This window comes from Nocardioides cremeus, from assembly GCF_030518195.1.
GTDB classification, from domain to species: domain Bacteria; phylum Actinomycetota; class Actinomycetes; order Propionibacteriales; family Nocardioidaceae; genus Nocardioides; species Nocardioides cremeus.
In genome coordinates this window covers 39,080-62,466 of the sequence record NZ_JAULSC010000006.1, presented here as the reverse complement: position 1 = coordinate 62,466, position 23,387 = coordinate 39,080, and the positions used below count along the sequence as shown (strand labels likewise).

The window sequence follows — 23,387 nt, the reverse complement described above, 5'->3', positions numbered from 1 at the left end:
GAACCCTAGTGGTCGGAGCTGAGCACCCGCAGATGGCCCCGACGCGTCGTCTCGCGACCGGTCTCGGCCTCGGGCAGGGTCCGCTGCACCGGCGCGGGCCGACCGGCCTCGCGCACGGCGTCGGCGAGCGCGAGCAGGTCGTCGTTGCTGGGCCCCGGGGGTGCGGGCTGGGCCAGCCGGAGCACCTCCCAGCCACGGGGGGCCGAGAGCCGCTCGCTGTGGGTCTCGCACAGGTCGTAGGCGTGCGGCTCGGCATAGGTGGCCAGCGGACCGAGGACGGCGGTCTGGTCGGCGTAGACGTAGGTCAGCGTCATCACCGCAGGCCGACCGCACGCGGTGCGGGAGCAGCGGCGGGCGGGCTTCACCGGGCAGACGCTACCTCGCGCCGCGGTCGGCGCCCACTAGGCTCGCGGCATGCCCGACGACGCCGTGCCCCGACGTCGGACCCGCGACCGGCGTGGGCGGGGTCCCCGCGGGCCCGGCGTGCTGCCCGCGGTGCCCGGCACCGTCGCCGTCCGCACCCGCCGCCAGCGCTTCGACGACCTGGTGCTCGACCTGGTCACCGACCTCGAGGACCGCTGGTCCGACCGGCTCGGGCTCGTCGAGTTCGCGGTCGAGGACACCCCGCTGGTGCCCGACGACTGGACCCCCGACAGCGTGCCGCTGGCCTCGCTGGTGCGCGGCGCGGGCGGGCGGCCCAGCCGCCTGGTGGTCTTCCGGCGCCCGATCGAGCACCGCTGCGAGACCCGCTCGGAGCTGCACGCGCTGCTGCTGACCGTGCTGGTCGAGCAGGTCGCCGAGCTGCTCGGCTGCGACCCCGCCGACGTCGACCCCCGCTACGACGCGGGCTGACCCGTCGGACTAGGGCAGGCCGGGCCGCACCGCGGGCACCAGGTCGGTCAGCACCAGCGGCCGCAGCGGCAGCACCGCCGCGCCGGCCCCGGTCTCGACCAGCACCGAGCCGACGAGGTCGAGGTCGTCGGTGCGCACCTCGACCAGCTCGGCGCCGTCGGGCAGCGGGACCGAGAGCCCGACCTCCGGCGACAGCTCGTAGCGGCGGCGCTGCAGCCGCTCGCCGTCGGCGTCGCGCGCCTCGACGCGCACCGTCCCGACGCCGTCGGCGTCGGCGAGCAGCAGCTGCTTGGCCCCGACGGGTACCGGCAGCAGCGTGCTGCCCTCGACACGTCCGCCGGGCACCGACTGGAGCAGGTCCGCGCCGCTGCGGGCCCGGAAGGTCGCGGTCACCGGGCGGCTGCTGACCACCCGCAGGCCCAGGGCGCCCTCGGCGGCGTCGGAGCCCAGCAGGCCCTCGACGGAGATCCGCTCGACGCTCCCGGGGTCGACGGTGACCTCCTCGAGCTCCGTGGGCGCGAAGACGGAGCCCGACGTGACCACCTCGAGCCGCACCCGCGCGACGTCGTCTCCGCCGTTGGCCAGCACCACCGAGCGCTCGTCGTCCTCCTGCGGGTCGCCCTCCGGCAGCCCCATCAGCACGTTGACCAGTGCCGGCTCCGCCTGGCCGGGCAGGTACTCCTTGGTGGGCACCCCGCGCCCGATCGGCACGAAGGCGTCGACGACCACGGCGGCGACCCTGCCCCGCTCGGTGTTCACCCGCAGGGCGAGCTCCTCGCGCTGGGGGACCTCGGCGCCCAGGCGCAGCCGCACGGTCCCCCGGCCGGGCACCGCGACGCCGCGCAGCCCGTCGGCCGGCACCGGTCCGGACTGGCCGTGCACCTCGACGTCGACGGTCGCCGGTCCGGCGTCGGGGTTGGTGAGCTCGAGGACCGAGGTGTGCTCGGCACCGGCCCCGACGCCGGTGAACCACTGCTCGGAACGGGTGCCGGGGCAGCCGACCGCGCGCAGCCCCGGCCCGGCGGTGCGCAGCGCGACCAGGCCCGGGGCCAGAGCGCCGGTGCCGGTGACCACGGTGACGTCGTCGGTGTCCACGACGCCGGCGGCACCACGGTCGAGCCGCAGGTCGTCACCCTCGGCACCGACCGCCACCTCGCCGCGGGCTCCGGTGCCGCTGGCCACGACGACCCGACCGTCGGTGGTGGCCGTCGGGCAGACCGCGGTGGCGCGGTCGAGGTCGGCCTCACGGGGCGGCTGGTCGACCGGACGGGGCTCGACCGCGGTGTCGGCGAGCAGGGCGCCGCCGACGGCCAGGACCGGCACGACCACCGCCGCCACCAGCACGCGGTCGAGACGGCGCGCGGAGCCGGAGCCGGCCCTGCGGCCCGGGGTCACGGGGCTCATCGGCGCCTCCTGCGCTCGCGGGTGGGGGCGCACAGGACCAGGACCACGACGAGCGTGACGCCCTGGAGCACGAGCAGCACGACGTGCAGCGGGGAGGTGCCGCTCTCGAGGGCCTGGGTCGACAGGGGCTCGTCGACCTGCCACGCGCGGGTGCCGGGATCGGCGGCGCTGGCCTGCACCAGGCCGCCGGCGGCGTCGAGGCCGGCCGCCACGTCGCCGTCGGCGGGCGCCGGCAGCACGACGTGCTCGATGCCCAGCTCGCCGAGCCGTGCGACGGTGTCGCTGGTGGGCGCCGAGACGAGCTCGCGCACCGTGGCGGTCAGGTCGGCGTCCTCGCCGCTCAGCGCGAGGACCTCGTCCTCGCCGAGGGTGGTGCCGTCGCCGCGGCGGACGGTGTGCTCGAGGCCGCCGGTGACGTCGCCGCGCAGCACGAGGATCCCGTGCTCGGGGCCCAGCTCGGAGCGCTGGACCATGTAGGCGGGCACGTCGGCGGCCAGCTCGTCGCCGAGCCGGTCGTCGGCGAGCACCGCCCAGCCCAGCCCGAGCACCGGCACCACGGCGGCGACGACGCCCAGCCCGACCAGCAGCGGCCGCGCGGCGACCTCGCGCGCACCCACCCCGCCCAGCACCACGGCGGTCACCAGGGCCCCGACCAGCACTGCCAGCGGGGCGGCCACGCCCGGTGCGGCGGCGCCGACCGAGAGCTCCAGGCGCACCAGCGAGAGTGCGAGGGCCACGAGCACGGCCACCAGGGCCACCACCCAGACGAGGAGCACGGCCGCCCGGGTGGTGCGCGGCACGAGCGCCAGCAGCGCCAGCGCGACCAGCACCAGCCCCAGCCACCCGGGAGCCCCGGTGTCGGTGAGGCGCCCCGCGAGCAGTTGGAGCCCGCTGGGCTCGGCGGCGGGCAGCCGGCCGGGGTCGAGCAGCAGCGCCTCGGCGGCGCCGCGTCGCAGCGAGCCCACCCACCAGGGGGCGAGCAGTGCCAGCGGGACCGCGAGCGCGGTGAGCGGGGGCAGCCAGGTCGACCGGTCGCGCGCGGCGCCGGGGAGCACGAGGACCACGACGGTGACGACGACGGCGACCAGCAGCACCGCGACCGGCCAGGCGGTGGGTGTGAAGGCGGTGAGCAGGGCCAGCAGCAGCCCCAGGCGCCACGCCGCCCGCCAGCGGCGGTCGGGCACCGGGTCGGCGAAGCCGAGCGCGGCGTGCGCCGCCCAGGGCAGCAGGGCCGTGGTGACGACCGGGCCGATCCGGCCCTCGCCCCAGGCGCCGCTGGTCAGCGGCACCAGCGCGTAGGAGACCGAGCCCCACACCAGCAGCCACCGCGGCGCGCCGCGCACCGAGGCGAGGCGGCCGGCGACGCGCAGCAGGCGCCAGGCGCCCCACAGCGCCAGCGGCGCCGCCAGCAGCAGCACCGCCGTGACCGCCGCGCCGGGGCTGCCGCCCAGCAGCGTGGCGAGCAGCGCCAGGGGCAGCAGGTAGGCCGGGGCCGGCACGGCGGTGCCCTGGCCCAGCGGGTGCCAGGTCTCCAGGTGCAGCCCCCACCACGCCCCGACCGAGTCGGGCACCGGCGCCAGCGCGCCCCCGACGGCCTGGCCGAGGCCGGCCCGGGTGGCCACCAGGAGGGCGAGCACCACGACCGAGAGCACCACGGCCACCGGGTCGGTCAGGAACCGGGCGACGAACGAGCTGTCCTCGGGGACGTCCTCGTCCTCGTCGTCCTCGGCGACGGCCCGACGCGTGCCGGTCCGGGCGGCGTACGCCGTGGGGTCGCGCTCGGCGGCCGCGGCCCGGCGCCGCTCGGCGACGTCGGCCGCCTGGTCGGTCAGGGCCGAGGCCAGGTCGCTGACGGCGTCGAGGCCGTGGCGGTAGGGCAGCCAGGGCGGCGCGAGCAGGCGCCGCACCTCCTGCGGCGCGGCGGTGGCCCGCGCGCGGCGCTCGCGCCGGGCGCGGCGGACGTCGCCGGCCGAGCCGCCGAGCGAGAGCAGCGCGGCCAGCTCGTCGAGGGCCTCGCCGACCGAGCGGACCAGCAGGAACCCGAGCACCCGCAGCACCGTGCCGAGCACGAGGCGCACGACCTGCAGCGGGAGCGCGCGGGAGCGCACGTTGACCAGCAGCGTGAACAGCGCGGCGCGCCGCTCCTGGAAGTGCGTGTGCCGCCCGGTGAGGGCGGTGCGGCGCACCCCTCGGTGGGCGGCCTCGGCGTGGAAGACCACCGCCTGCGGGACGACCAGCGTGGTGTGCCCGGCGGCGGCGGCACGCCAGCCGAGGTCGATGTCGTTGCCGAAGACGGGCAGGCGGTCGTCGAGGCCGCCGAGGTCCTCCAGGACCCTGCGGCGCACCAGCATCCCGGCGGTGTTGACCGCGAGCACGCGGCGTACCTCGTCGTGCTGGCCCTGGTCGTACTCGCCGCGCTCGAGGCCGGTCTCGCGGCGCCCGGTGCCCGAGATCGTCACGCCGACCTCGAGGAGGCGGCGCAGCGAGGGCCACTCGCGCAGCTTGGGCCCGAGGATGTCGGCCTCGGGATGCTCGTCGGCGGCCGCGAGCAGCGCCTCGAGGGCGCCGGCATCGGGCGTGGAGTCGTCGTGCAGCAGCCAGAGCCACTCGACCTCGGGCCCGAGCTCGGCGACGCCGCGGCGCACCGCCTCGGGGTAGCCGGTGCTCGCGGGCGCCGGCACCACCGGGCCGAAGGCCGCGTCGAGGAGGTCGGCGCTCTCGTCGCGGCTGCCGGTGTCGACGGCCACGACGTGGTCGGGGGCGCGGGTCTGCGAGCGCAGCGCATCGATCACGACGGGCAGCCAGCGCGCACCGTCGTGACTGACCACGAGGGCGGCCACCGCCCCCCGACCCGACCCGGACACGATCGGCAAGCGTACGTGGCTGCGGGCGGCGGCCCCGAAATGCAAGGGGCCCCGGTCGCTGACGACCGGGGCAGACCCTCACCAGGGTGCGGGGAGCACCCTCAGACTGCGCGCTTCTTCAGCTTGCGGCGCTCCCGCTCGGAGAGGCCGCCCCAGATGCCGAAGCGCTCGTCGTTCATCAGCGCGGACTCGAGGCACTCGTCGCGCACCTCGCAGGTCAGGCAGACCTTCTTGGCCTCCCTGGTGGAACCACCCTTTTCAGGGAAGAACGCCTCGGGGTCGGTCTGTGCGCACAGGGCGCGATCCTGCCAGCCCGCCTCGGTGGCGTCCGATTCGAGGAGAAACAGCTCTCTCACGGCGTACGCCCTTTCGACCCAGTGGAAATCCCGAAGAACACTGTGGGAATTACATGCCTGTCGTACACCGGAAGTCAAGCGAAAGTCTGGTATTACCCCACCGGGTCCAGACGACGGCCACGGGGTCGCCGAACACCCTGCGGGCCCGGCTGCGGCACAGTAGCCTCATGCGTTCCATCACCGTCCTCTCCGGGGGCATCGGCGGCGCCCGCTTCCTGCAGGGCCTGCTGCACGCGATCGACACCGGCGCGCTGCCCGGTGTCGCGCCCGACGCGGTCGTCACGGTCGTCACCAACACCGCCGACGACCTGTGGGTGCACGGGCTCAAGGTCTGCCCCGACCTCGACACGGTGATGTACACCCTCGGCGAGGGCATCGACCCCGAGCGGGGCTGGGGCCGGCGCGAGGAGACCTGGAGCGTGCGCGAGGAGCTGGCGGCGTACGGCGTCGAGCCGACGTGGTTCGGCCTCGGCGACCGCGACGTGGCCACCCACCTGGTGCGCACCCAGATGCTCGAGGCCGGCTACCCGCTCTCGGCGGTCACCACCGCCCTGTGCCGGCGCTGGCTCGAGCCGGTGCACGGCGAGCGGGTCCGGCTGCTGCCGATGACCGACGACCGGGTCGAGACCCACGTCGCCGTCGCCGACGCCGACGCCCCGAGCGGCACCCGGGTCGTGCACTTCCAGGAGTACTGGATCCGGATGCGCGCCGAGGTGCCGGCCGAGACGGTCGTCGTGGTCGGCCTCGACCGGGCCACCCCCGCGCCCGGCGTCGTCGAGGCGATCACCGACGCCGACCTGGTGCTGGTGCCGCCGTCGAACCCCGTCGTGTCCGTGGGCACGATCCTGGGCGTGCCCGGGGTCCGTGACGCCCTGGTCGGCACCGACGCTCCGGTGGTGGGCCTCTCCCCCGTGGTCGAGGGCCAGCACGTGCGCGGCATGGCCCGCCAGCTGCTGACCGCCATCGGGGTCGAGGTCAGCGCGGCCGGCGTCGGGCTGCACTACGGCGCCCGCTCGCGGGGCGGCGTGCTCGACGGCTGGCTGGTCGACACCGGCGACGCCGGCGACGTCGCGGCCCTCGAGGCCGCCGGTCTGCGCGCCGCCGCCGTGCCGCTGATGATGACCTCGCCCGAGGCCACCGCGGCGATGGTGGCCGCGGCGCTCGACCTCGTGGCCCGATGACGTCCCTCGCGGTGCACGCCCCCGACGGCGTGCCCGAGGTCGTCGAGGGGACCGACCTGGCCGCCGCGCTCCTCACGGCGCTGGGTCACGGCACGGGCGGCCACGACCTCGTCGACGGCGACCTGGTGGTCGTCACCAGCAAGGTCGTGAGCAAGTCGGAGGGCCGGGTGCGCCGCGGCGACCGGGCCCAGGCGCTGGCCGACGAGACCGCCCGGGTGGTGGCCCGCCGCGGGCCCACCACGATCGTGCGCACCCACCACGGCCTGACCATGGCCGCCGCCGGCATCGACGCCTCCAACGTCGAGCTGGGCTCGATCGTGCTGCTGCCGGTCGACCCCGACGCCTCGGCCCGCCGCCTGCGCGCGCGCCTGCACGAGCTGTGCGGCCGCGTCGTCGGCGTGGTCGTCACCGACACGGCGGGTCGCGCCTGGCGCGAGGGGCAGACCGACATCGCGATCGGCGCCGCCGGGCTCGACGTGGCCGAGAGCTTCGCCGGCCGGGTCGACGCCCACGGCAACGAGCTGGCGGTGACCGCCCCCGCCGTCGCCGACGAGGTCGCGGGCGCCGCGGAGCTGGCCCAGGGCAAGCTCGGCGGCCGACCGTTCGCGGTGCTGCGCGGGCGCGCCGACCTGGTGCTCCCCCTCGACGACCCCGGCCCCGGCGCGACCGCGCTGGTGCGGCCCGAGGGCGGCGACCTCTTCGGGTACGGCGCCCGCGAGGCCGTCGTGCGCGCGCTGCGCGGCGTGGCGCTCGACCAGGCGCCCTTCGGGGCCCCGGCACCACCGGAGGAGCTCGTCGCGGCCGTCGAGCACGTCAGCGGCGGCACCGCCACGACGACCCCGTCCACGGGCGATCCCACCGCGCTGGAGGTCCGGCTGGCCCCGACCGACCGGCCCCGCCTGGCCGCGCTCCTGGCCCCCCTGGCGTTCGCGCACGGGTGGTCGGCGCACGCCCCCGACGACTCGGGATCCGGCGTCGCTGCCGAGCTGCGACCGCGCACTCCGTAGAATCCCCGCCAGCCCCCGGGAACGACCCGAGAGACCGCCCCCGACACCGAGGACAGCCGAACCGTGGCCAAGCCCGCCAAGTCCGAACGCCAGGCCAAGATCGACGCGATCCGCAAGCAGCAGAAGGGCGCCGACAAGCGCCGCGGCTACGCGATCGTCGCCGTCTGCGGCGTCATCGCCGCCGCCATCATCGCGGTGCCGCTCTACGGGATCATCAGCGACGAGGTCGCCAGCAGCAAGTACAGCTCGCTGGCCATCGACGAGATCGGCGCCCCCGCCGACGTGTGCGGCGAGGTCACCACCGAGCCCGCGGCCGACAGCGGCGCCCACGTGCCGCAGGAGCAGCAGGTCACCTACGACACCTCGCCGCCGGCGTTCGGCCCGCACTGGAACATCGCCGGCGTCGCGCCCGTCTCCGGGGCCCGCGAGTTCTACACCGCCGACGACCGTCCCGAGGTCGAGGCCCTCGTGCACAACCAGGAGCACGGCTACACCGTGCTCTGGTACGACGAGACGATCGCCGACGACGACGAGGCGCTCGGCGAGGTGCGCGGCATCGCCGAGAAGTTCTCCGACGAGTCCAACCGCCGCAACGCCTTCATCGCCGCGCCCTGGACCTCCGAGGACGGCGACGCCTTCCCCGACGGCCAGCACGTCGCGATGACCCACTGGTCGGCCGGCGGCGCCGGTGAGACCGACACCGCCAACCAGGTCGGGGTGTGGCAGTACTGCTCCGAGCCCAGCGGCGCGGCGGTCGAGGAGTTCGTGACCGAGTACCCCCAGCAGGACTCCCCCGAGCCCAACGCCTTCCTCTGACCGGCCCTGACCGGGTCGGAGCGGCTCAGGTCAGGTCGGCGCGCCCGGACTCCTTGAGGGCGGCCACCACGGCCTTGACGTCCTGGGCGCGCTCGCGCGTGGTCACCAGCAGCGCGTCGGGGGTGTCGACGACCACGACGTCGTCGAGCCCGACGACCGCCACCGTCCGGCCGCCGGCCACGACGAGGCCGGAGGCGTCGACGACGCGCACGTCGGCGTCGCCGAGCACCGTCATCGGGACCCCGTCGGCGCCCAGCAGCGCCGCCAAGGAGTCGAAGTCGCCCACGTCCTCCCAGTCGAAGGCGGCCGGCACCGTGGCCACCCGGCCGGCCGCGGCGGCGGGCTCGGCCACCGCGTGGTCGACGGCGATGCGGGGCAGGCGCGGCCAGATCTCCTCCATCCGCGAGCCGTCGGCCGCGAGCGCGCGCAGGTCGGCAGCGAAGCCCGGGTCGGTGTCGGCCAGCAGGTCCAGCAGCACGGTGGGCCGAGCCACGAACATGCCGGCGTTCCAGCGGTAGCCGCCCTCGGCCAGGTAGCCCCGGGCGACCTCCACCGACGGCTTCTCGACGAACTGCGAGACCCGGGCGGCGCCGGGGTGCTCGGCGAGCGGCTCGCCGGAGCGGATGTAGCCGAAGGCCGAGGAGGGGAAGGTCGGCTCGACGCCGAGCGTGACCAGCCACCCCTCGCGGGCCACCTCGACGGAGGTGCGCACCGCGCCGGCGAAGCCCTCGACGTCGGTGATGACGTGGTCGGCGGCGAAGGAGCCCATCACCGCGTCGGGGTCGGCGCGTTCGATCAGCGCCGCCGCGAGCCCGATCGCGGCCATGGAGTCGCGGGCGGACGGCTCGGCGAGGATAGCCTCGGGCGCCAGCGTGTCGAGCTGGCCGGCCACGGCGTCGCGGTGGGCGGCCCCCGTCACCACCAGCACCCGGCCCGGGGCGAGCGGCCCCAGCCGGTCGTGGGTCTCCTGGATCAGCGTGCGGCCGCTGCCCCGCAGGTCGTGCAGGAACTTCGGCGCCCCGGCGCGGCTCAGCGGCCACAGGCGGGTGCCGGCGCCGCCGGCGGGCACCACGGCCCAGAAGGAGTCGATGGGCGCGAGGCTCGTCATGGGCGACACCCTAGTGTCGGGGCCGTGACGACCTTCCCCGCCCTGCTGCAGCGCGAGCTGTCCCGCGACCCGGGCCGCCCGCTGGTGACCTTCTACGACCACGCCTCGGGTGAGCGCAGCGAGCTCTCCGTGACGACGTACGCCAACTGGGTGGCCAAGGCGGCCTCGCTGCTCGTGGAGGAGCACGACCTCGAGCGCGGCGACGCGCTGTGCCTCGACCTGCCCGCCCACTGGCTGGGCCCGGTGTTCCTGGGGGCCGCGTGGAGCGCGGGCCTGGTGGTGGTGGGCGCCGAGGAGGCGGGCACCGCCGAAGCCGTGGTGTGCGGTCCCGGGTCGGTGGCCGAGCACGCCGCCCGTGCCGGGGACGTGCCGGTGCTGGCCTGCGCCCTGCTCCCGATGGGGGTGCGCTTCGCCGAGCCGCTGCCCGAGGGCGTCCACGACGTCGGCGTGGAGATCTGGGGCCAGCCCGACTCGTTCATCGCCTTCGACCCCCCGGAGGCCGACGACCTCGCCGTCCGCGCACCCGGGCTGGCGCTGAGCCAGTCGGAGCTGTGGAGCGCGGCCGCCGCCGGGACTCTCGTCACCGACGGCGGCCGTCTCCTCTCGGCGGCGAACCCGGCTTCCCCACCGGAGCTCGCCACCTTCACCGAGCCGCTCGCACGCGGCGGCTCGCTGGTCCTGGTCGCGCACCCTGACCCGGCGCGCCTCGAGTCGACCTCGGCCGACGAGCGCGTCACGGACAGGGATCAGTCCACCAGGTCGTAGACCCCCGCCCCGTCGGCGAGGAAGCGCGGCGCCCGGAAGCCCGACGCCTTGCCCTCGAGGAGCCAGAGGTGGCCGGTGGCGCTCTCGCGCACCACCAGGTCGGCGCGCGTCGCGAGCGTCATGTCGCCGATCCCGGTCACGAGGTCGTAGCCGCGCAGGTCGAGGTCGAGTCGCTGGGGGTCCGTCAGCCCGCCCGGTCCGTTGCCGGGGTAGGCCACCAGCGCGTCGCCCTGCCGGAACGCCGAGTCGGGTGCACCGTCGCGGTTCCACAGGCCGACACCGACCTGGCGGGTCGCGCTGATCGCGCTGTGCGCGACGTACGCCGAGCCCAGCTGCGCCGCGCCCCGGCCGGGGTAGATCATCATCGAGCCGCCGGTCGGCTGACCCATCAGGTCGGGCCAGCCGTCGCCGGTGACGTCGCCGACCGACTCCAGCAGGCGGACCCCGCCCATGCCGCGGCCCAGCAGCACGGCCTTGCCGAACGAGCCGGAGCCGTCGCCCGGGCGCATCTTGAGCGCGCCGTTCTTGCGCTTGCGCAGCACCAGGTCGCCCAGGCCGTCGCCGTCCCAGTCGCCGGCGTTGAGCAGCAGGTCGGCCGAACGCATCCGGGTGCCGGTGTCCACCGGGGCCCGGGTCTCGGCCTCGCCGGTCGAGACGATCTTCATCAGGGTGTCGCCCTTGAGGAAGACCAGGTCGGGGACCCCGTCCCCGCTGAGGTCGGCTCCCCCGGTCAGGCCCGGGCGACCCTTGAGCCGCTTGATCGGGCCCAGCGGGTGTCCCACGCTGCCGTCGCCGCGCCCGGGCAGCACGTAGCCGTGCCCGCGCTCGCGCCGCACGAAGAGGTCGGCGTGGCCGTCGCCGTTCCAGTCGCCCAGGGCGCTGACCACGTCCCACGCGGAGCCGGACCCGGCTCCGGCGAGCGGCTGCGCGGCGGCGAAGCCCGTGGCCGATCCGCGGTGCCAGAGCATCGCGCCGTCCGTACGCCGGGCGACGAGGTCGGCGAACCCGTCGCCGTCGAGGTCGCTGCCGGCCAGCGCGTCGTACCCGGACCAGCCGGTGGTGGCCGCCGCGGCACGGAAGCGTCCGTCGCCGCGGCCCGAGAGCACCTCCAGGGTGTCACCGTCGCGGCCGACCAGGTCGGGGCGCCCGTCGCCGTCGACGTCGCCGACGGCGGTGACCAGGTCGTGGCCTTCGGTGGCGGTGGCGGTGCGGGTGGTCTCGCCGAAGCCGTCGGCCTGCCCGGGCCGCACGTCGACGGACCCGGACGCGGTCACGCCCAGGGCGTCGGGACGCCCGTCGCCGGTCACGTCGTCGGAGAGCAGCACCGACTCGTAGCCCGACCAGCCCGACGAGACCGTGGCCGGCTTGCGGACCCGGCTCATCCCGCCGGTGGGGATGATGAAGACACGCCCGTCGGAGGCGCGGCGCGCCACCAGGTCGGGGTGCGGGGAGTCGACGAGGTCGGCGGGCAGCTGGCGGCCGCCGAAGTCGGCCTGGGCGGCGTCGGCCAGCGCACGGATGTCGCCGAGGCGCTGGTAGAGGAACGCGCCGGGGCAGGCGGTCGAGCCGGCGTCGCGGTGGCCGTTGACGGCCGGGAACGAGCGGCTGCCGACCTGCTGGGAGCCCGAGGCGGCGTCGACGCCGTGCAGCGAGAGCTTCCACGCGAAGAGCGCGCCGTAGGCCTGCACCACGGCCTCGCTGGGCCGCACCTGCTCGAAGTTGCCGATCGCCGACATCGCGAAGGAGTTCTCGTTGAAGCCCAGGGTGTGCGCACCGACGACGGGGCGGTCGACACCACCGGCGCGGCCCTCCCAGATCCGGCCGAAGCGGTCGACGAGGTAGTTGTAGCCGACGTCGGACCAGCCCCGGGACTTGGTGTGGTAGGCGTAGATGCTGCGCAGCATCGCCGGGACCTCGTCCTTGGTGTAGCTGTTCGCGTTGACCGTGTGGTGCACGAAGCCGGCGTGCACCTCGCTGTAGCCCGGCGAGCCGCTGCGCAGCCGCTCGTCGGCGCCCCACTGGGCCCGCGAGTAGATCACCGGCTTGGGCGTCACCTGCGACGACTGCAGGGTGAGCACGTCGGTGCCGGCGCTGTCGTCGACCTCGAGGTCGCTGACGGAGACCGCGTCGCCCGCCCCGGCCAGGGCGGCGGTGTCGAGCGCGGCGCGCTCCTCGGCGGTGGTCTCGGCGGTGCCGGGGTCGATCACCGCCATCCGCATGTCGGCGGGCAGCGCACCGGCGCGCTCGGTGCTGCGCACCTGCACCTCGTCGACCTCGCCCAGCATCATCGGCTCGGTGCCCGGCCGTGCGTCTGCCGCCTCGGCGCTGCCCGGGTCGGGGGCGTGCTCGTCGTGGTACTCGAGCTCGGCCCACGCGCTCCACTCGCCCTCGGTGCGGGTGCGCACCTCGAAGGCGATGTCGTCCTCCTCGAGCTCGGTGCCGCGCTCCCAGGTGACGCCGACGGCGCCGTATCCGCTGACCACCTCGGGGCTGCTGGTCAGCACCGTGGCGCGCTCACCGCCGAGCGTGCGCGCCTGGACCCGGCCCAGGGCCGCGCCGGAGGGGGCCGTCAGTGCGTGCTCCTCCACGACCGCCTCGACCGGCGCGGTCGGCACGGTGGCCGTCTGCTGCGCCGAGCGGACGTACGCCGCGAGCGCGCCGTCGTAGCCGGGCACGGGACTGCTGCCGGGGCGCTGGACGACGTCGAGGTTGATCACGCTCGCGGCGGGCGCGAGCACGGCGACGACGGCACCGAGCACCAGCAGCTGCTGGCAGCCGCTGACGAAACGAGACCTGCTGGGGGGCATTCGATGGTCCTTCACAGTGCGCGGGGAAGTTCACACGGTGCGCAACTTTCACACGAGTCACATGCGACACGGAAGGTTTCGTGAGTAACTACAATCGTGTAATTTCCAGTCGACACGCCGACAACATCGAGAAAAGTCAAGTTCTCGAGGGCGCGCAGGGCCCCCGTTGGTCGAGCAGAGAGGAGCGCCAGCGACGAACGACGCCGAGACCCGGTGAGGACCGCGCTCGCCGTACGTCATGGACTCACCGGGTTTCGAGACAGGCGCTACGCGCCTTCCTCAACCAACGACCCCGTTGGACGAGCAGAGAGGAGCGCCAGCGACGAGCGGCGCCGAGACCCCGCGAGCGACCCACCCACGGCGACCACGCGCCGTACGCATGGACTCACCGGGTTTCGGCGACGCTCGAGCCTTCGGCCCTCGCTGCTCAACCAACGACGGTGAGCTGCGCGCCTTCCTCAACCAACGACCCCGTTGGTCGAGCAGTGAGGAGCGCCAGCGACGAACGACGCCGAGACCCGGTGAGAACCGCGCCCGCCGTACGCCATGGACTCACCGGGTTTCGGCGACGCTCGAGCCTTCGGCCCTCGCTGCTCAACCAACGACGGTGAGCTGCGCGCCTTCCTCGACCAACGCCCCCGTTGGTCGAGCAGGGAGGAGCGCCAGCGACGAGCGACGCCGAGACCCCGCGAGCGACCCACCCACGGCGACCACACGCCGTACGCCATGGAGTCACCGGGTCTCGACGACGCTCGAGCCTTCGGCCCTCGCTGCTCGACCTACGACGGGGGGCTGCGCGCCTTCCTCAACCAACGAGAACGCCGACCCGGCTCGTTCACACGAGCCGGGTCGGCGTCCTACGGGTCAGATGTCGGCGCCGAGCTCGTCGTCGTCCTTGTCCTCGTCGTCGGAGTCGTACTTGACGTACTTGATGCCCGCGTCGACGTCGCCGTCGAAGCCCAGGCGGCCCTCCTCCAGCACCAGCACGCGGTCGCACATGCGGCGCACCGAGCCGGCGGCGTGGCTGACGTAGAAGACGGTGGTCCCGGAGTTGCGGACCTCCTCCATCTTCTCCAGGCACTTGCGCTTGAAGGGCTTGTCCCCCACCGCCAGCGCCTCGTCGGCCAGGAAGATGTCGCAGTCGACGTTGATGGCCACCGCGAAGCCCAGCCGGGCGTACATGCCCGAGGAGTAGTTGCCCACGGGTGAGTCGAGGTGCTTGCCGATGTTGGCGAAGTCGATGATCTCGTCGAGCTTGCGGTTGGTCTCGCGCTCGCCCATCCCGAAGACCGCGGCGTTGAGGTAGACGTTCTCGCGCCCGGTGAGCTGGGGGTGGAAGCCGGCGCCCGTGGCGATCAGCCCGGCGATCCGGCCGCGGGTCAGCACCTTGCCGGAGTCGGGCTTCATGATGCCGTTGACCAGCTTGAGCAGCGTCGACTTGCCGGAGCCGTTGAGGCCCATCAGGCCGATCGACTCACCCTGCTCGACGGTGAAGGAGACGTCGTCGAGCGCCTTGAAGGTGTCGCTGATCTGCTGGCCGCGCATCTTGGCCACCGACACCTCCTTGAAGGTGCGGTGGTAGCGCAGCGTGAAGGCCTTCGTGGCGTTCTCCACCACGATGGACGTCGAGGACGGGTAGCTCAATTCAACCGCTCCGGGATCTTGTCCTCCAGCGACCGGAAGACCAGCTGCGCGACGACGAGGGCCAGCGCGGAGATCGCCAGCATGACGAGCCCGCGCGTGAAGAGGTGGTCGGGCAGCTCGGTGGCGGCCGTGGCCGCCGGGTCGCTGGTCGTGCCCACCCAGAAGGCGCGCTGCACGAGCAGCACGGCCTCCGCGAGCGGGTTGTAGAGGTAGTACTCCGAGAACCCCTTGAAGCGCTCCTCGACGAGGGTGAACGGGTAGATCATCGGCACGCTGAACCGCACGAAGTTGGTGAGGATGCCCACGGCGCTGGCGAAGTCGCGGAAGTAGACGTTGGCGACGCTGAAGAGCAGCGCCAGCGCGGTGCCCAGCAGCATGATGATGCCCAGCGCCAGCAGGAACGCCAGCATCCCGAGCACGTCGGGCGTCCACCCGTAGGGCACGCACGCGATCACCAGGATCACCAGCTGCGGCGCCACGTGGTAGAGCGAGACCAGCATCGAGGCGACCGGGAACATCTCCTTGGGCAAGGACATCTTCCGGATCAGCGCCTTGTTGCGCACGATCGAGCGGGTGCCGGCGTTGAACGTCTCGGTGAAGAAGTGCACGACGATCAGGGCCGTGAAGATGTGGATCGCGAAGTTCTCGGTGCGGTCGCGCTCCAGCAGCAGCACGAAGATGAAGACGTAGATCAGGAACTGGCTCAGCGGGTTGATGTAGGACCAGATCAGCCCCAGGAACGACCCGGAGTAGCGGGCGCTGATCTCCCGCCTGACCAGCAGCTTGAGCAGGTAGCGGTGCCGGAAGACCTCGAGCAGCCCCTGCGTGGCGGCCGGCGAGGTGAGCGGGGCGTCGACGACGTGGTCGACCGGCGGGCGGGTCGACTCAGCCATCCGTACCCGCCGAGTCCTGGGTCCAGGGCCGGAACGTCTCCTCCCACGCCTCGGGCGAGGTGATGTGCCCGAGCTCGGCGCGGTACTCCTCGACCAGGCGCGGCCACTCGCGCTTGAGGCGCTCGTGGATCTGCACCGTCTTGGCCATCATCTCGCGGAAGGTGTCGGGGTCGCGCCGGTAGAGCGCGGCCGAGGTGCCGTCGTTCATCGAGACGACCGCGGAGTCGTAGCGCCCCAACCGGTACCACTTGGCATCCATCGCCCGGATCTCCGCCTCGGGGTGGCTGCGCGAGAGCGGGCGCGGCTTCTTGAGCTGGCGGATCGGCTGCAGCCCGGCGCTGACCAGCGTGGCCAGGCGACCGGGCACCGCCGAGTCGTCGCGGCCCTTGCGGGGCGGCTTGCTGCGGCGTACGGGCGCGAACGCGTCGGGGTCGACCTGCAGCTGGGCGTCGGTGAACTGCTTGCGGGTGGCGTTGACCTCCGCCAGCTTCGTGGGCAGGTCGCGGTGCAGGGCACCCGGGCCCTCGAGCACGTCGAGCAGCGCCTGGTGACGGATCTCGACCGTCGAGTACTGCATGGCGACGAGGTGGGCGATCTGGTGGTTGCGGCTCTCGCGGATCATCCGGCCGCCGTGCGGGTACGGCGAGTGCAGCAGCGCCGCGACGAAGCGGTTGCGCACGTGGAAGTAGGCCTGCCAGTCGAGCGCGTCGTTCTTGTCGGTCCACGGCACGTGCCACACCGCCGCGCCGGGGAAGGTCACCGTCGGGTAGCCCGCGGCCTTGGCGCGCAGCCCGAACTCGGAATCGTCCCACTTGATGAAGACCGGCAGCGAGAGACCGATGTCCTCGAGCACCCGGCGCGGGATCAGGCACATGAACCAGCCGTTGAAGTCGACGTCGATGCGCTGGTGCAGCCACCGGGTCGAGCGCAGGTTGCGCGAGGCGAAGTCCCAGTCGCCGAAGACGCCGGGCGCCGACTGCCACCAGAAGCGCCAGGGCTGCACGACCTCGCCGAAGCTGTGCAGGCGGCTGCGGGAGAACAGGTTGAACATGTGGCCGCCGACGATGGTCGGGCGCCGGGCCAGGTCACCGAAGGTGATCGCGCGGATGATGCCCTCGGGCTCGCAGACGACGTCGTCGTCCATCATCATCGCGTACGTCGCGGTGCCCTTGCGCACCGACTCGAGCTGGCCGCGGGCGTAGCCGCCCGAGCCGCCGAGGTTGCCCTGCTCGATGATGCGCAGCAGGTCGCCGAGCGACTCGCGGGCCGCGGGGAGCTCCGGGGAGTCCACGACCTTGTCCTTGCCCTGCTCCATCACCATGACCGAGTCGAGGTAGGGGCGCAGCGCCTCGTCGTCGCCCACCTGCTGCAGCAGCTTGGCGCAGAAGTCGGGGCGGTTCATCGTGGTGATGACCAGGTCGACGGTGCCGTGGTCGGCCCGGTCCTCGGGCACCTCGGCGGTCCACTCCGCCGACTCCACGACGACCTCGTCGTCACCGGCCACGACGTCGTACCAGTACCAGCCGCCGTCGACGAAGGGCTTGAGGCTGAGGTCGAAGGTGAACGTCCCGCCGCTCTCGCTGCCCGTGCTCGCGGTGTCGACGCGCTGGCTGTTGCCGCGCGCCATCGACTTGTAGACGATCACGGTCGCGCCGCGGCCGCTGACGGTGATGCTCAGCTGCACCTCGTCGACGACGCTCCAGCGGCGCCAGTAGCTGGCCGGGAAGGCGTTGAAGTAGGTGCCGAACGAGAGCCGGTCGCCCGAGGGGACGCTCAGCGCGGTGCGCGAGACGATCTGGTCGGGGTGCAGCTGCGCGCCGGTGGTGACGCCCTTGCGCATGGTGGCCACGTTGAGCTCGCGGGCCTGGCGGTTGCTGCCCACCTCGTACTTGTCGGCGTCGAGGACGGCCGGCTCGGGGTCGACGTAGAGAGGCAGCACGTCGAGGTCGCGGTCGACGGGCAGCACCTGGCGCTGCAGCAGCCGGGTGGTCGTGGTGCTCATGCGTCGACTCCTCCGCTGGTCAGGGTCTCGCCGTCGCGGAAGTGCGGGGCGAGCTTGTTGTCGACCATCGAGAGCGCGGAGCCGATGGCCATGTGCATGTCGAGGTACTTGTAGGTGCCCAGGCGCCCGCCGAAGAGCACCATCGGCTCGGCCTTGGCCAACTCGCGGTACTTCAGCAGCTTCTCGCGGTCCTCGGCGGTGTTGACCGGGTAGTACGGCTCGTCGCCCTCCTCGGCGAAGCGCGAGTACTCGTGGACCACGATCGTCTTGCCGGGCAGGTAGGTGCGCTCGGGGTGCAGGTGCTTGAACTCCAGCACCCGGGTGTGCGGCACGTCCTGGTCGTTGGCGTTGACCACGCCGGTGCCCTGGAAATCGTCGACGTCGAGGGTCTCGGCCTCCAGGTCGATGGTGCGCCACGAGAGGCGGCCCTCGGAGTTGCCGAAGTACTCGTCGACGGGGCCGGTGTAGACGATCGGCACCTTGCCCTTGTACTGCTCGGCGACGTCGAAGAAGTCGGTGGAGGTGCGCACCTCGATGTTGGGGTGCTCGGCCATCCGGGTCAGCCACGCGGTGTAGCCGTCGACCGGCAGGCCCTCGTAGGTGTCGTTGAAGTAGCGGTTGTCGAAGGTGTAGCGCACCGGCAGCCGGGTGATGATGTCGGCGCTGAGCTGCGTCGGGTCGGTCTGCCACTGCTTGGCGGTGTAGCCCTTGACGAACGCCTCGTAGAGCGGCCGGCCGATCAGGCTGATCGCCTTCTCCTCGAGGTTCGTGGCGTCCTCGGTGGCGATCTCGCTGGCCTGCTCGGCGATCAGCGCACGCGCCTCGTCGGGGGTGTGGCTCTTGCCGAAGAACTGGTTGATCAGGCCCAGGTTCATCGGGAAGGAGTAGACCTGCCCCTGGTACTTGGCGAAGACCCGGTGCTGGTAGCCGGTGAAGTCGGTGAACCGGTTGACGTACTCCCACACCCGCTTGTTGGAGGTGTGGAAGAGGTGCGTGCCGTACTTGTGCACCTCGATCCCGGTCTCCGGGTCGATCTCGCTGTAGGCGTTGCCACCGAGGTGGTCGCGCCGCTCGAGCACGAGGACCTTCAGTCCGAGCTCGTCGGCGCAGCGCTCCGCGACGGTGAGTCCGAAGAAGCCGGAGCCCACGACCACGAGGTCGGGCTGCTGGGCGGGGTCAGTGTGAGGGGCTGGCACGGTCGGTCAGTCTACGGATGATGGCGGCAGCCGGCGCATCCCACGCGCTGCGCGCATGGCCCGGATCACGTTGCCCGCCTCTGCCCGCCCCCCGCGCGCCGGGCTGAGCACCACGACCGCCAGCGCGATCAGCCAGGGCTTGAGCCGCACCAGGGCGTTCTCCCCGTAGCGCAGGTGGACGGCGAAGAGGTTGCGGTACATGTAGAACCCCTTCCAGCCGGCCAGGTCGTGCTGCTGGTCGAAGTCGAGCTGGCGCACCAGCACCGCGTCGCGCAGCGCCCAGATCCGGTAGCCGGCCCGTCGCGCGCGCACCGCGAAGTCGACGTCGTCGTAGAAGATGAAGTAGCTCGGGTCGGGCAGGCCGATGCGCTCCAGCACGCCGCGGCGCACCATGAACCCCTCGAAGGCGACGTTCTCGAGCTCGACCCGCTCGGGCATCGCGGCCCGACTCCCCCAGTCGGTCTCGACCATCCTCGACTTGGGCTTGATGGCCAGCGGGTTGCGCAGGTCGAAGCGGGTCGCGGCCTTCTCGCAGAGACGACCCTGGGAGTCCTCGCGCACCGCCATCAGGCAGTCCTCGTCGCTGGCCAGCAGCACCCCGAGGCAGTCGGGCGCCGGCAGCACGTCGTCGTCCATCAACCAGATCCGCTCGACGCCGGCGTCGTACGCCGTGCGGGTGCCGAGGTGGAAGCCGCCCGCGCCGCCGAGGTTCTCGGCCGTGCGGACCACACGCAGTCCCGGCAGCGTGCAGGCGGCCAGCACGTCGGGGGTGTGGTCGGTGCTGGCGTTGTCGACGACCACGACAAGCTCGGGCGCGGGGTCGAGCCCTCCCAGCCCGGCGAGCATCCGCTCGAGCAGGTCGGCGCGGTTGTAGGTGACGACCACGACGCCGGTGGTCTCGCTCATCGCAGGAACCTCTCGTGGCCGGTGAAGTCGCCGCGCAGCCCGGCCAGGGCGGCGCGGGCGCTGAGCGCGACGCGGCCGGGGTCGCGCCGGGTGAGCAGGTAGAACCACACGGTCTTGGCCCAGAACATCGCCACGTGCGCCCAGCCGCGGTAGTCGCGCAGGTTGACGGTGTTGTTGCGGGCCATGCAGTAGGCCTTGAGCTCGCTGGGGCTGTGGTTGTAGGTGGTGCGCCCGCCCATCATCGGGGTGCCGAGCTCGCCGACCGAGGGGTGGTGCACGCGGGCGCCGGTGACGGTGGCGATGCGGGCCCCCGCCTTCTCGGCGCGCAGCCGGTACTCGTGGTCGTCGCCCCAGATGAAGAACTCCGAGCGGGGCAGCCCGATGCGCTGCACCAGCTCGCGGGTGACCAGCACCCCGTTGAAGGGGATCACGATGTCGTCGAGCCGCCCGCGCGCTCCCCCGGCCCGCTCGACGTCGGCGAGGCGGTGCACCACGCGGGTGCCGCCGGGCAGCCGGATCGGGAACACCAGCCGGCCGGGGTCGGCCTCGTCGACGACGAGGGGTCCCCAGAAGTCGAGTCCGTCCTCGGCCAGCAGCCGGGCCAGGCAGTCGGGCTCGGGCAGCCCGTCGTCGTCCATCAGCCAGACCAGGTCGGCGTCGCGCTCGACGGCCCACTCAAGCCCGTCGTGGAAGCCCCCGGCCCCACCGGCGTTGCGACCGAGGGTGCGCGCCTGGAGCGGCGTACCGGGCGCGGCGGCCGCCTCGGCCAGCCAGGCTCCGGTGCCGTCGGAGGAGGCGTTGTCGACCACGAGCACCTCGTCGACCTGCGGCACCTCGCGCAGCCGCGCCACCAGCCGCTGCAGCAGCCCGAGACGGTTGAACGTCACCACCACGGCGACCACGCGGCGGGGGTCGGGGCTCGGGTCAGGCACGGCCGACACCCTACGGGCAGCCCGAGCGCGCCGACCCGGCCGGTTTGAACCAGCCGACTCGCGGCCGGCGCTGCTCGGGCGTCAGAAGAGGGTGTCCTGGGAGAAGACGGGAGCGGTGAGGGGCGGGGGCGCCGGGAGGCGAGGCGGGCGGGGCGTGGGGGCGGCCCGCCAGCGGGGGTCGGCGTACGCCGTGTGCTCGCGCTCGGGCGCGCCGGGGACGGGCTCGGCGAGGGTCAGGGCCCGCACCGCGCCGTTGACGAAGAGGTCGTGGCGCCCGAAGACCGAGCGCACCGCCGCCTCGTCGAGGGGCAGGGCGCCGGGTGCGGGCGAGCCCGGGGCGATCCCGACGTCGACGGTGCGCGCCATCGCCATCACCTCGCGGTTGAGCCAGAACCGCTCCCGGGCCTCGTCGGTGGCCAGGGTGCGGGCGCGGGCGGGGCCGACCGCGGCTCGGCAGCGCTCTCCCCCGGCGGCGGCGTCGGCGAGGGCGTCGGCGCCGGTGCCGAGCGCGGCGAGCAGCTTGGCGGCGGTCTTGGCCCCGAAGCCGGCCACCCCGGGCAGGTTGTCGGAGGCGTCGCCGCGCAGCGCGGCGAGGTCGAGGTACTGCTCGGGGCGCACCCCGGTGACCAGGAACAGCCGGGCGGGGTCGAGCAGCGGCGAGGCGTCGACCCCGCCGTTGAGGATGCGCAGCACCCGGGTGTGCTCGTCGACGAGAGCGAAGCTGTCGCGGTCGGAGGTGGCCAGCACGGTGCGCCACCCCGCGCCGGGTGCCTGCGCGGCGACGCTGGCGAGCACGTCGTCGGCCTCGAGCCCGGGCGGCACCACGACGGCGGCGCCCAGCTCGCGCAGCACCCCCACCACCGAGCCGAGCTGCTCGACGAGCGTCTCCGGCTTCTCGGTGCGGTGCGCCTTGTAGGTGGGCCACCGCTCGCGGCGCACGCTGGCCGCGGGGTCGTCGAAGCCGACCACCACCGCGTCGGCCATCGCGCGGTCGACGGCCGCGACCAGCTGGGAGAGCAGCCCGCGCACCGCCCAGGCGGGTCGTCCGGCGGCGTCGCGGAAGCCGCTGCGTGCGGAGGCGTGGAAGGCGCGGTGCAGCAGCGAGTTGCCGTCGACGACCAGCACGGTGCCGGGATCAGGAGACATGACCCCCCAGGCTAGGCGGCGACGCCGACCCCGCTCTCAGCAGGCGCCGGACAGGTCCCCGGCCTGGTTGGCGGCGTACCCCTCGGAGAGCGACCCGACGGAGCCGCCGGTGACCGCGGAGGTGGAGTCCGGCTTGGACTTGGGCTTGGCCTTCGGTGCGGCGCTGCCCTCGGCCTTCTCGATGGCCGCGGCGACCTTGCGCTGGACCAGGTCGATGTCGGGATCGGCGGTGTTGATCATCGGCGGCACCAGCGACAGGCTCGACATCTTCTGCTCCTTGGCCTTCATCGCCAGCGACATGAAGCGGTCGAGCTCGGAGGCCGGCAGGTTGGTCGAGATCATCTCGGAGGAGGCCTGGGCGATCTTCTCGAAGTTCTGCAGCGCCGACTGCGGACTGACCTGCTGCAGCATCGCGTTCATCACGCACTTCTGCCGCGCCATGCGCGAGTAGTCGTCGGAGCCCTCGCGGGCCCGGGCGTACCAGAGAGTCTCGAAGCCGTTGAGCCGGCGGGTGCCGGGCTCGATGTAGTCGTAGACGTCGGAGCCCAGGCCGCCGACGGGGATCGGCTGGCGCACCGTGAGGGTCACCCCGCCCACGGCGTCGACGAGGTCCTTGAAGCCCTGCAGGTTGACCATCGCCCAGTAGCTGACCTCGAGGCCGGTGATGCCCTCGACGGCCGAGACGGTCGCCTGCACGCCCGGGTCCTCCTCGGAGTCGCCGAACAGCTCGGCGTTGTCCTGGGCCCAGGTGCTGACGCCGTTGAGGTAGTCGGCGTCGAAGCCGTCGGGGAACTGCTCGGCCATCACCGAGCCCTCGGCGAAGGGGAAGTCCTGCATGTTGCGCGGCAGCGAGACCAGCACCGTGCGACCGGTGGTGGCGTCGATCGAGGCCACGGTCATCGAGTCAGGACGCAGCCCCCAGCGCCCCGCGCCGGAGTCGCCGCCCATCAGCAGCACGTTGAAGCGGCCGTCGGCCGAGCCGGCCACCTCGCTGGAGCCGAACATCGTCACGATCAGGTCGCGCTGCACGCCGACCAGGTGCGCCCCGAAGAGCAGCGACCCGGCGACGCTGAGCGAGAGCACGCCGTTGACCCCGACGGCCGCGCGCCGGTGCGCGAGACCCAGGCTCAGCGGCTGGCCCAGGCGCCAGGCGTCCATGAAGAGCACCGCCCAGCCCACGGCGCCCGCGAGCAGCGCGGTGCGCACCACGAGCAGGAGCCAGGCCTTCGAGCCCAGCGTCACGGCCTTCTCGGGATCCAGCAGCACGACGAGGCCGGTCAGCAGGGTGACGGCCACGACGACCAGCCACACGCGCAGGGCCAGGCGACCCACGCGCCGGTTGCCCGCGGTCAGCTGGGCCGAGCCGGGCGCGACGAGCGTCATCGCCATCAGGGCCAGGGCGCGCCGGAAGCGCACCCGAGCAGCGCGGTCGGCGGCGCTGGAGCGTGCCGGGGCCTCGTGGCCGTCGAGCACCCGGGGGGAAGAGACGGGTGGCATCGAGAGTGCCT

19 protein-coding genes are annotated in these 23,387 nt (G+C 73.6%); 5 read left to right on the top strand and 14 right to left on the bottom strand.

What is annotated here, in order from left to right; all coding sequences use genetic code 11:
• Positions 1–5: 5 nt before the first annotated feature.
• Positions 6–365, bottom strand: a complete 360-nt coding sequence (locus QWJ41_RS08420) for a DUF3499 domain-containing protein (protein WP_302707245.1) — start codon at positions 363–365, stop codon at positions 6–8.
• Positions 366–414: 49 nt separating this feature from the next.
• On the opposite strand from QWJ41_RS08420, the gene QWJ41_RS08415 reads away from it, so the two are divergent.
• Entirely contained in the window at positions 415–852 is a 438-nt protein-coding gene (locus QWJ41_RS08415) for a metallopeptidase family protein (RefSeq protein WP_302707244.1), read from the top strand.
• Positions 853–861: 9 nt separating this feature from the next.
• Here the strand turns inward: QWJ41_RS08415 and QWJ41_RS08410 are convergent, their stop codons facing one another.
• From QWJ41_RS08410 to QWJ41_RS08400, 3 genes are all read right to left on the bottom strand, one after another.
• Positions 862–2,256, bottom strand: a complete 1,395-nt coding sequence (locus QWJ41_RS08410; RefSeq protein ID WP_302707243.1) for a DUF5719 family protein — start codon at positions 2,254–2,256, stop codon at positions 862–864.
• Positions 2,253–5,120: a glycosyltransferase family 2 protein gene (locus QWJ41_RS08405; protein ID WP_302707241.1), complete on the bottom strand. Its 2,868-nt coding sequence runs from the start codon at positions 5,118–5,120 to the stop codon at positions 2,253–2,255. The genes QWJ41_RS08410 and QWJ41_RS08405 overlap by 4 nt, the downstream gene beginning before the upstream one ends.
• Positions 5,121–5,221: 101 nt before the next feature.
• Positions 5,222–5,476 (bottom strand): WhiB family transcriptional regulator, encoded by a 255-nt coding sequence (locus QWJ41_RS08400; protein WP_179613947.1) that lies wholly within the window; start codon positions 5,474–5,476, stop codon positions 5,222–5,224.
• 167 nt (positions 5,477–5,643) lie between these two features.
• Here QWJ41_RS08400 and cofD point away from each other — a divergent pair, with 167 nt between their 5' ends.
• From cofD to QWJ41_RS08385, 3 genes are all read left to right on the top strand, one after another.
• Entirely contained in the window at positions 5,644–6,657 is a 1,014-nt protein-coding gene (gene cofD / locus QWJ41_RS08395; protein WP_302707238.1) for a 2-phospho-L-lactate transferase, read from the top strand.
• Positions 6,654–7,664: a coenzyme F420-0:L-glutamate ligase gene (gene cofE, locus QWJ41_RS08390; protein ID WP_302707236.1), complete on the top strand. Its 1,011-nt coding sequence runs from the start codon at positions 6,654–6,656 to the stop codon at positions 7,662–7,664. The genes cofD and cofE overlap by 4 nt, the downstream gene beginning before the upstream one ends.
• Before the next feature lie 63 nt (positions 7,665–7,727).
• Positions 7,728–8,480 carry a DUF3105 domain-containing protein gene (locus QWJ41_RS08385; RefSeq protein WP_302707235.1) on the top strand — a complete coding sequence of 251 codons (753 nt, stop codon included), beginning with the start codon at positions 7,728–7,730 and terminating at the stop codon, positions 8,478–8,480.
• A 25-nt stretch (positions 8,481–8,505) separates the two neighbouring features.
• On the opposite strand, the gene QWJ41_RS08380 is transcribed toward QWJ41_RS08385, so the two are convergent.
• Positions 8,506–9,588: a mannose-1-phosphate guanylyltransferase gene (locus tag QWJ41_RS08380; protein WP_302707234.1), complete on the bottom strand. Its 1,083-nt coding sequence runs from the start codon at positions 9,586–9,588 to the stop codon at positions 8,506–8,508.
• A gap of 24 nt (positions 9,589–9,612) precedes the next feature.
• Between QWJ41_RS08380 and QWJ41_RS08375 the strand changes: the two genes are divergently transcribed.
• Positions 9,613–10,353, top strand: coding sequence for a TIGR03089 family protein (locus QWJ41_RS08375; RefSeq protein ID WP_302707233.1), 741 nt, complete (start codon positions 9,613–9,615; stop codon positions 10,351–10,353).
• On the opposite strand, the gene QWJ41_RS08370 is transcribed toward QWJ41_RS08375, so the two are convergent.
• The 9 genes from QWJ41_RS08370 to QWJ41_RS08330 form a co-directional block, all read right to left on the bottom strand.
• Positions 10,335–13,160: an FG-GAP-like repeat-containing protein gene (locus tag QWJ41_RS08370; RefSeq protein ID WP_302707231.1), complete on the bottom strand. Its 2,826-nt coding sequence runs from the start codon at positions 13,158–13,160 to the stop codon at positions 10,335–10,337. The two genes, QWJ41_RS08375 and QWJ41_RS08370, sit on opposite strands and share 19 nt — an antisense overlap.
• A gap of 864 nt (positions 13,161–14,024) precedes the next feature.
• The gene (locus QWJ41_RS08365; RefSeq protein WP_302707229.1) at positions 14,025–14,804 is read right to left on the bottom strand and encodes an ABC transporter ATP-binding protein; all 780 of its coding nucleotides are present in this window, start codon (positions 14,802–14,804) and stop codon (positions 14,025–14,027) included.
• A complete protein-coding gene (locus QWJ41_RS08360; RefSeq protein ID WP_302707227.1) occupies positions 14,801–15,697 on the bottom strand; it encodes an ABC transporter permease in 897 nt (298 codons plus the stop codon). Before QWJ41_RS08360 ends, QWJ41_RS08365 begins: the two co-directional genes overlap by 4 nt.
• On the bottom strand, positions 15,690–17,699 hold the full coding sequence (locus QWJ41_RS08355; RefSeq protein WP_302707225.1) for a glycosyltransferase: 2,010 nt from the start codon (positions 17,697–17,699) through the stop codon (positions 15,690–15,692). Before QWJ41_RS08355 ends, QWJ41_RS08360 begins: the two co-directional genes overlap by 8 nt.
• A complete protein-coding gene (gene glf, locus QWJ41_RS08350) occupies positions 17,696–18,895 on the bottom strand; it encodes a UDP-galactopyranose mutase (protein WP_302707224.1) in 1,200 nt (399 codons plus the stop codon). The genes QWJ41_RS08355 and glf overlap by 4 nt, the downstream gene beginning before the upstream one ends.
• A 6-nt stretch (positions 18,896–18,901) precedes the next feature.
• A complete protein-coding gene (locus QWJ41_RS08345) occupies positions 18,902–19,801 on the bottom strand; it encodes a glycosyltransferase family 2 protein (protein ID WP_302707222.1) in 900 nt (299 codons plus the stop codon).
• The gene (locus tag QWJ41_RS08340; protein ID WP_302707221.1) at positions 19,798–20,733 is read right to left on the bottom strand and encodes a glycosyltransferase family 2 protein; all 936 of its coding nucleotides are present in this window, start codon (positions 20,731–20,733) and stop codon (positions 19,798–19,800) included. Before QWJ41_RS08340 ends, QWJ41_RS08345 begins: the two co-directional genes overlap by 4 nt.
• An 81-nt stretch (positions 20,734–20,814) precedes the next feature.
• Positions 20,815–21,879, bottom strand: coding sequence for a 5'-3' exonuclease (locus QWJ41_RS08335; RefSeq protein WP_302707219.1), 1,065 nt, complete (start codon positions 21,877–21,879; stop codon positions 20,815–20,817).
• A gap of 36 nt (positions 21,880–21,915) precedes the next feature.
• A complete protein-coding gene (locus QWJ41_RS08330) occupies positions 21,916–23,376 on the bottom strand; it encodes an LCP family protein (protein WP_302707218.1) in 1,461 nt (486 codons plus the stop codon).
• Positions 23,377–23,387: the final 11 nt, after the last annotated feature.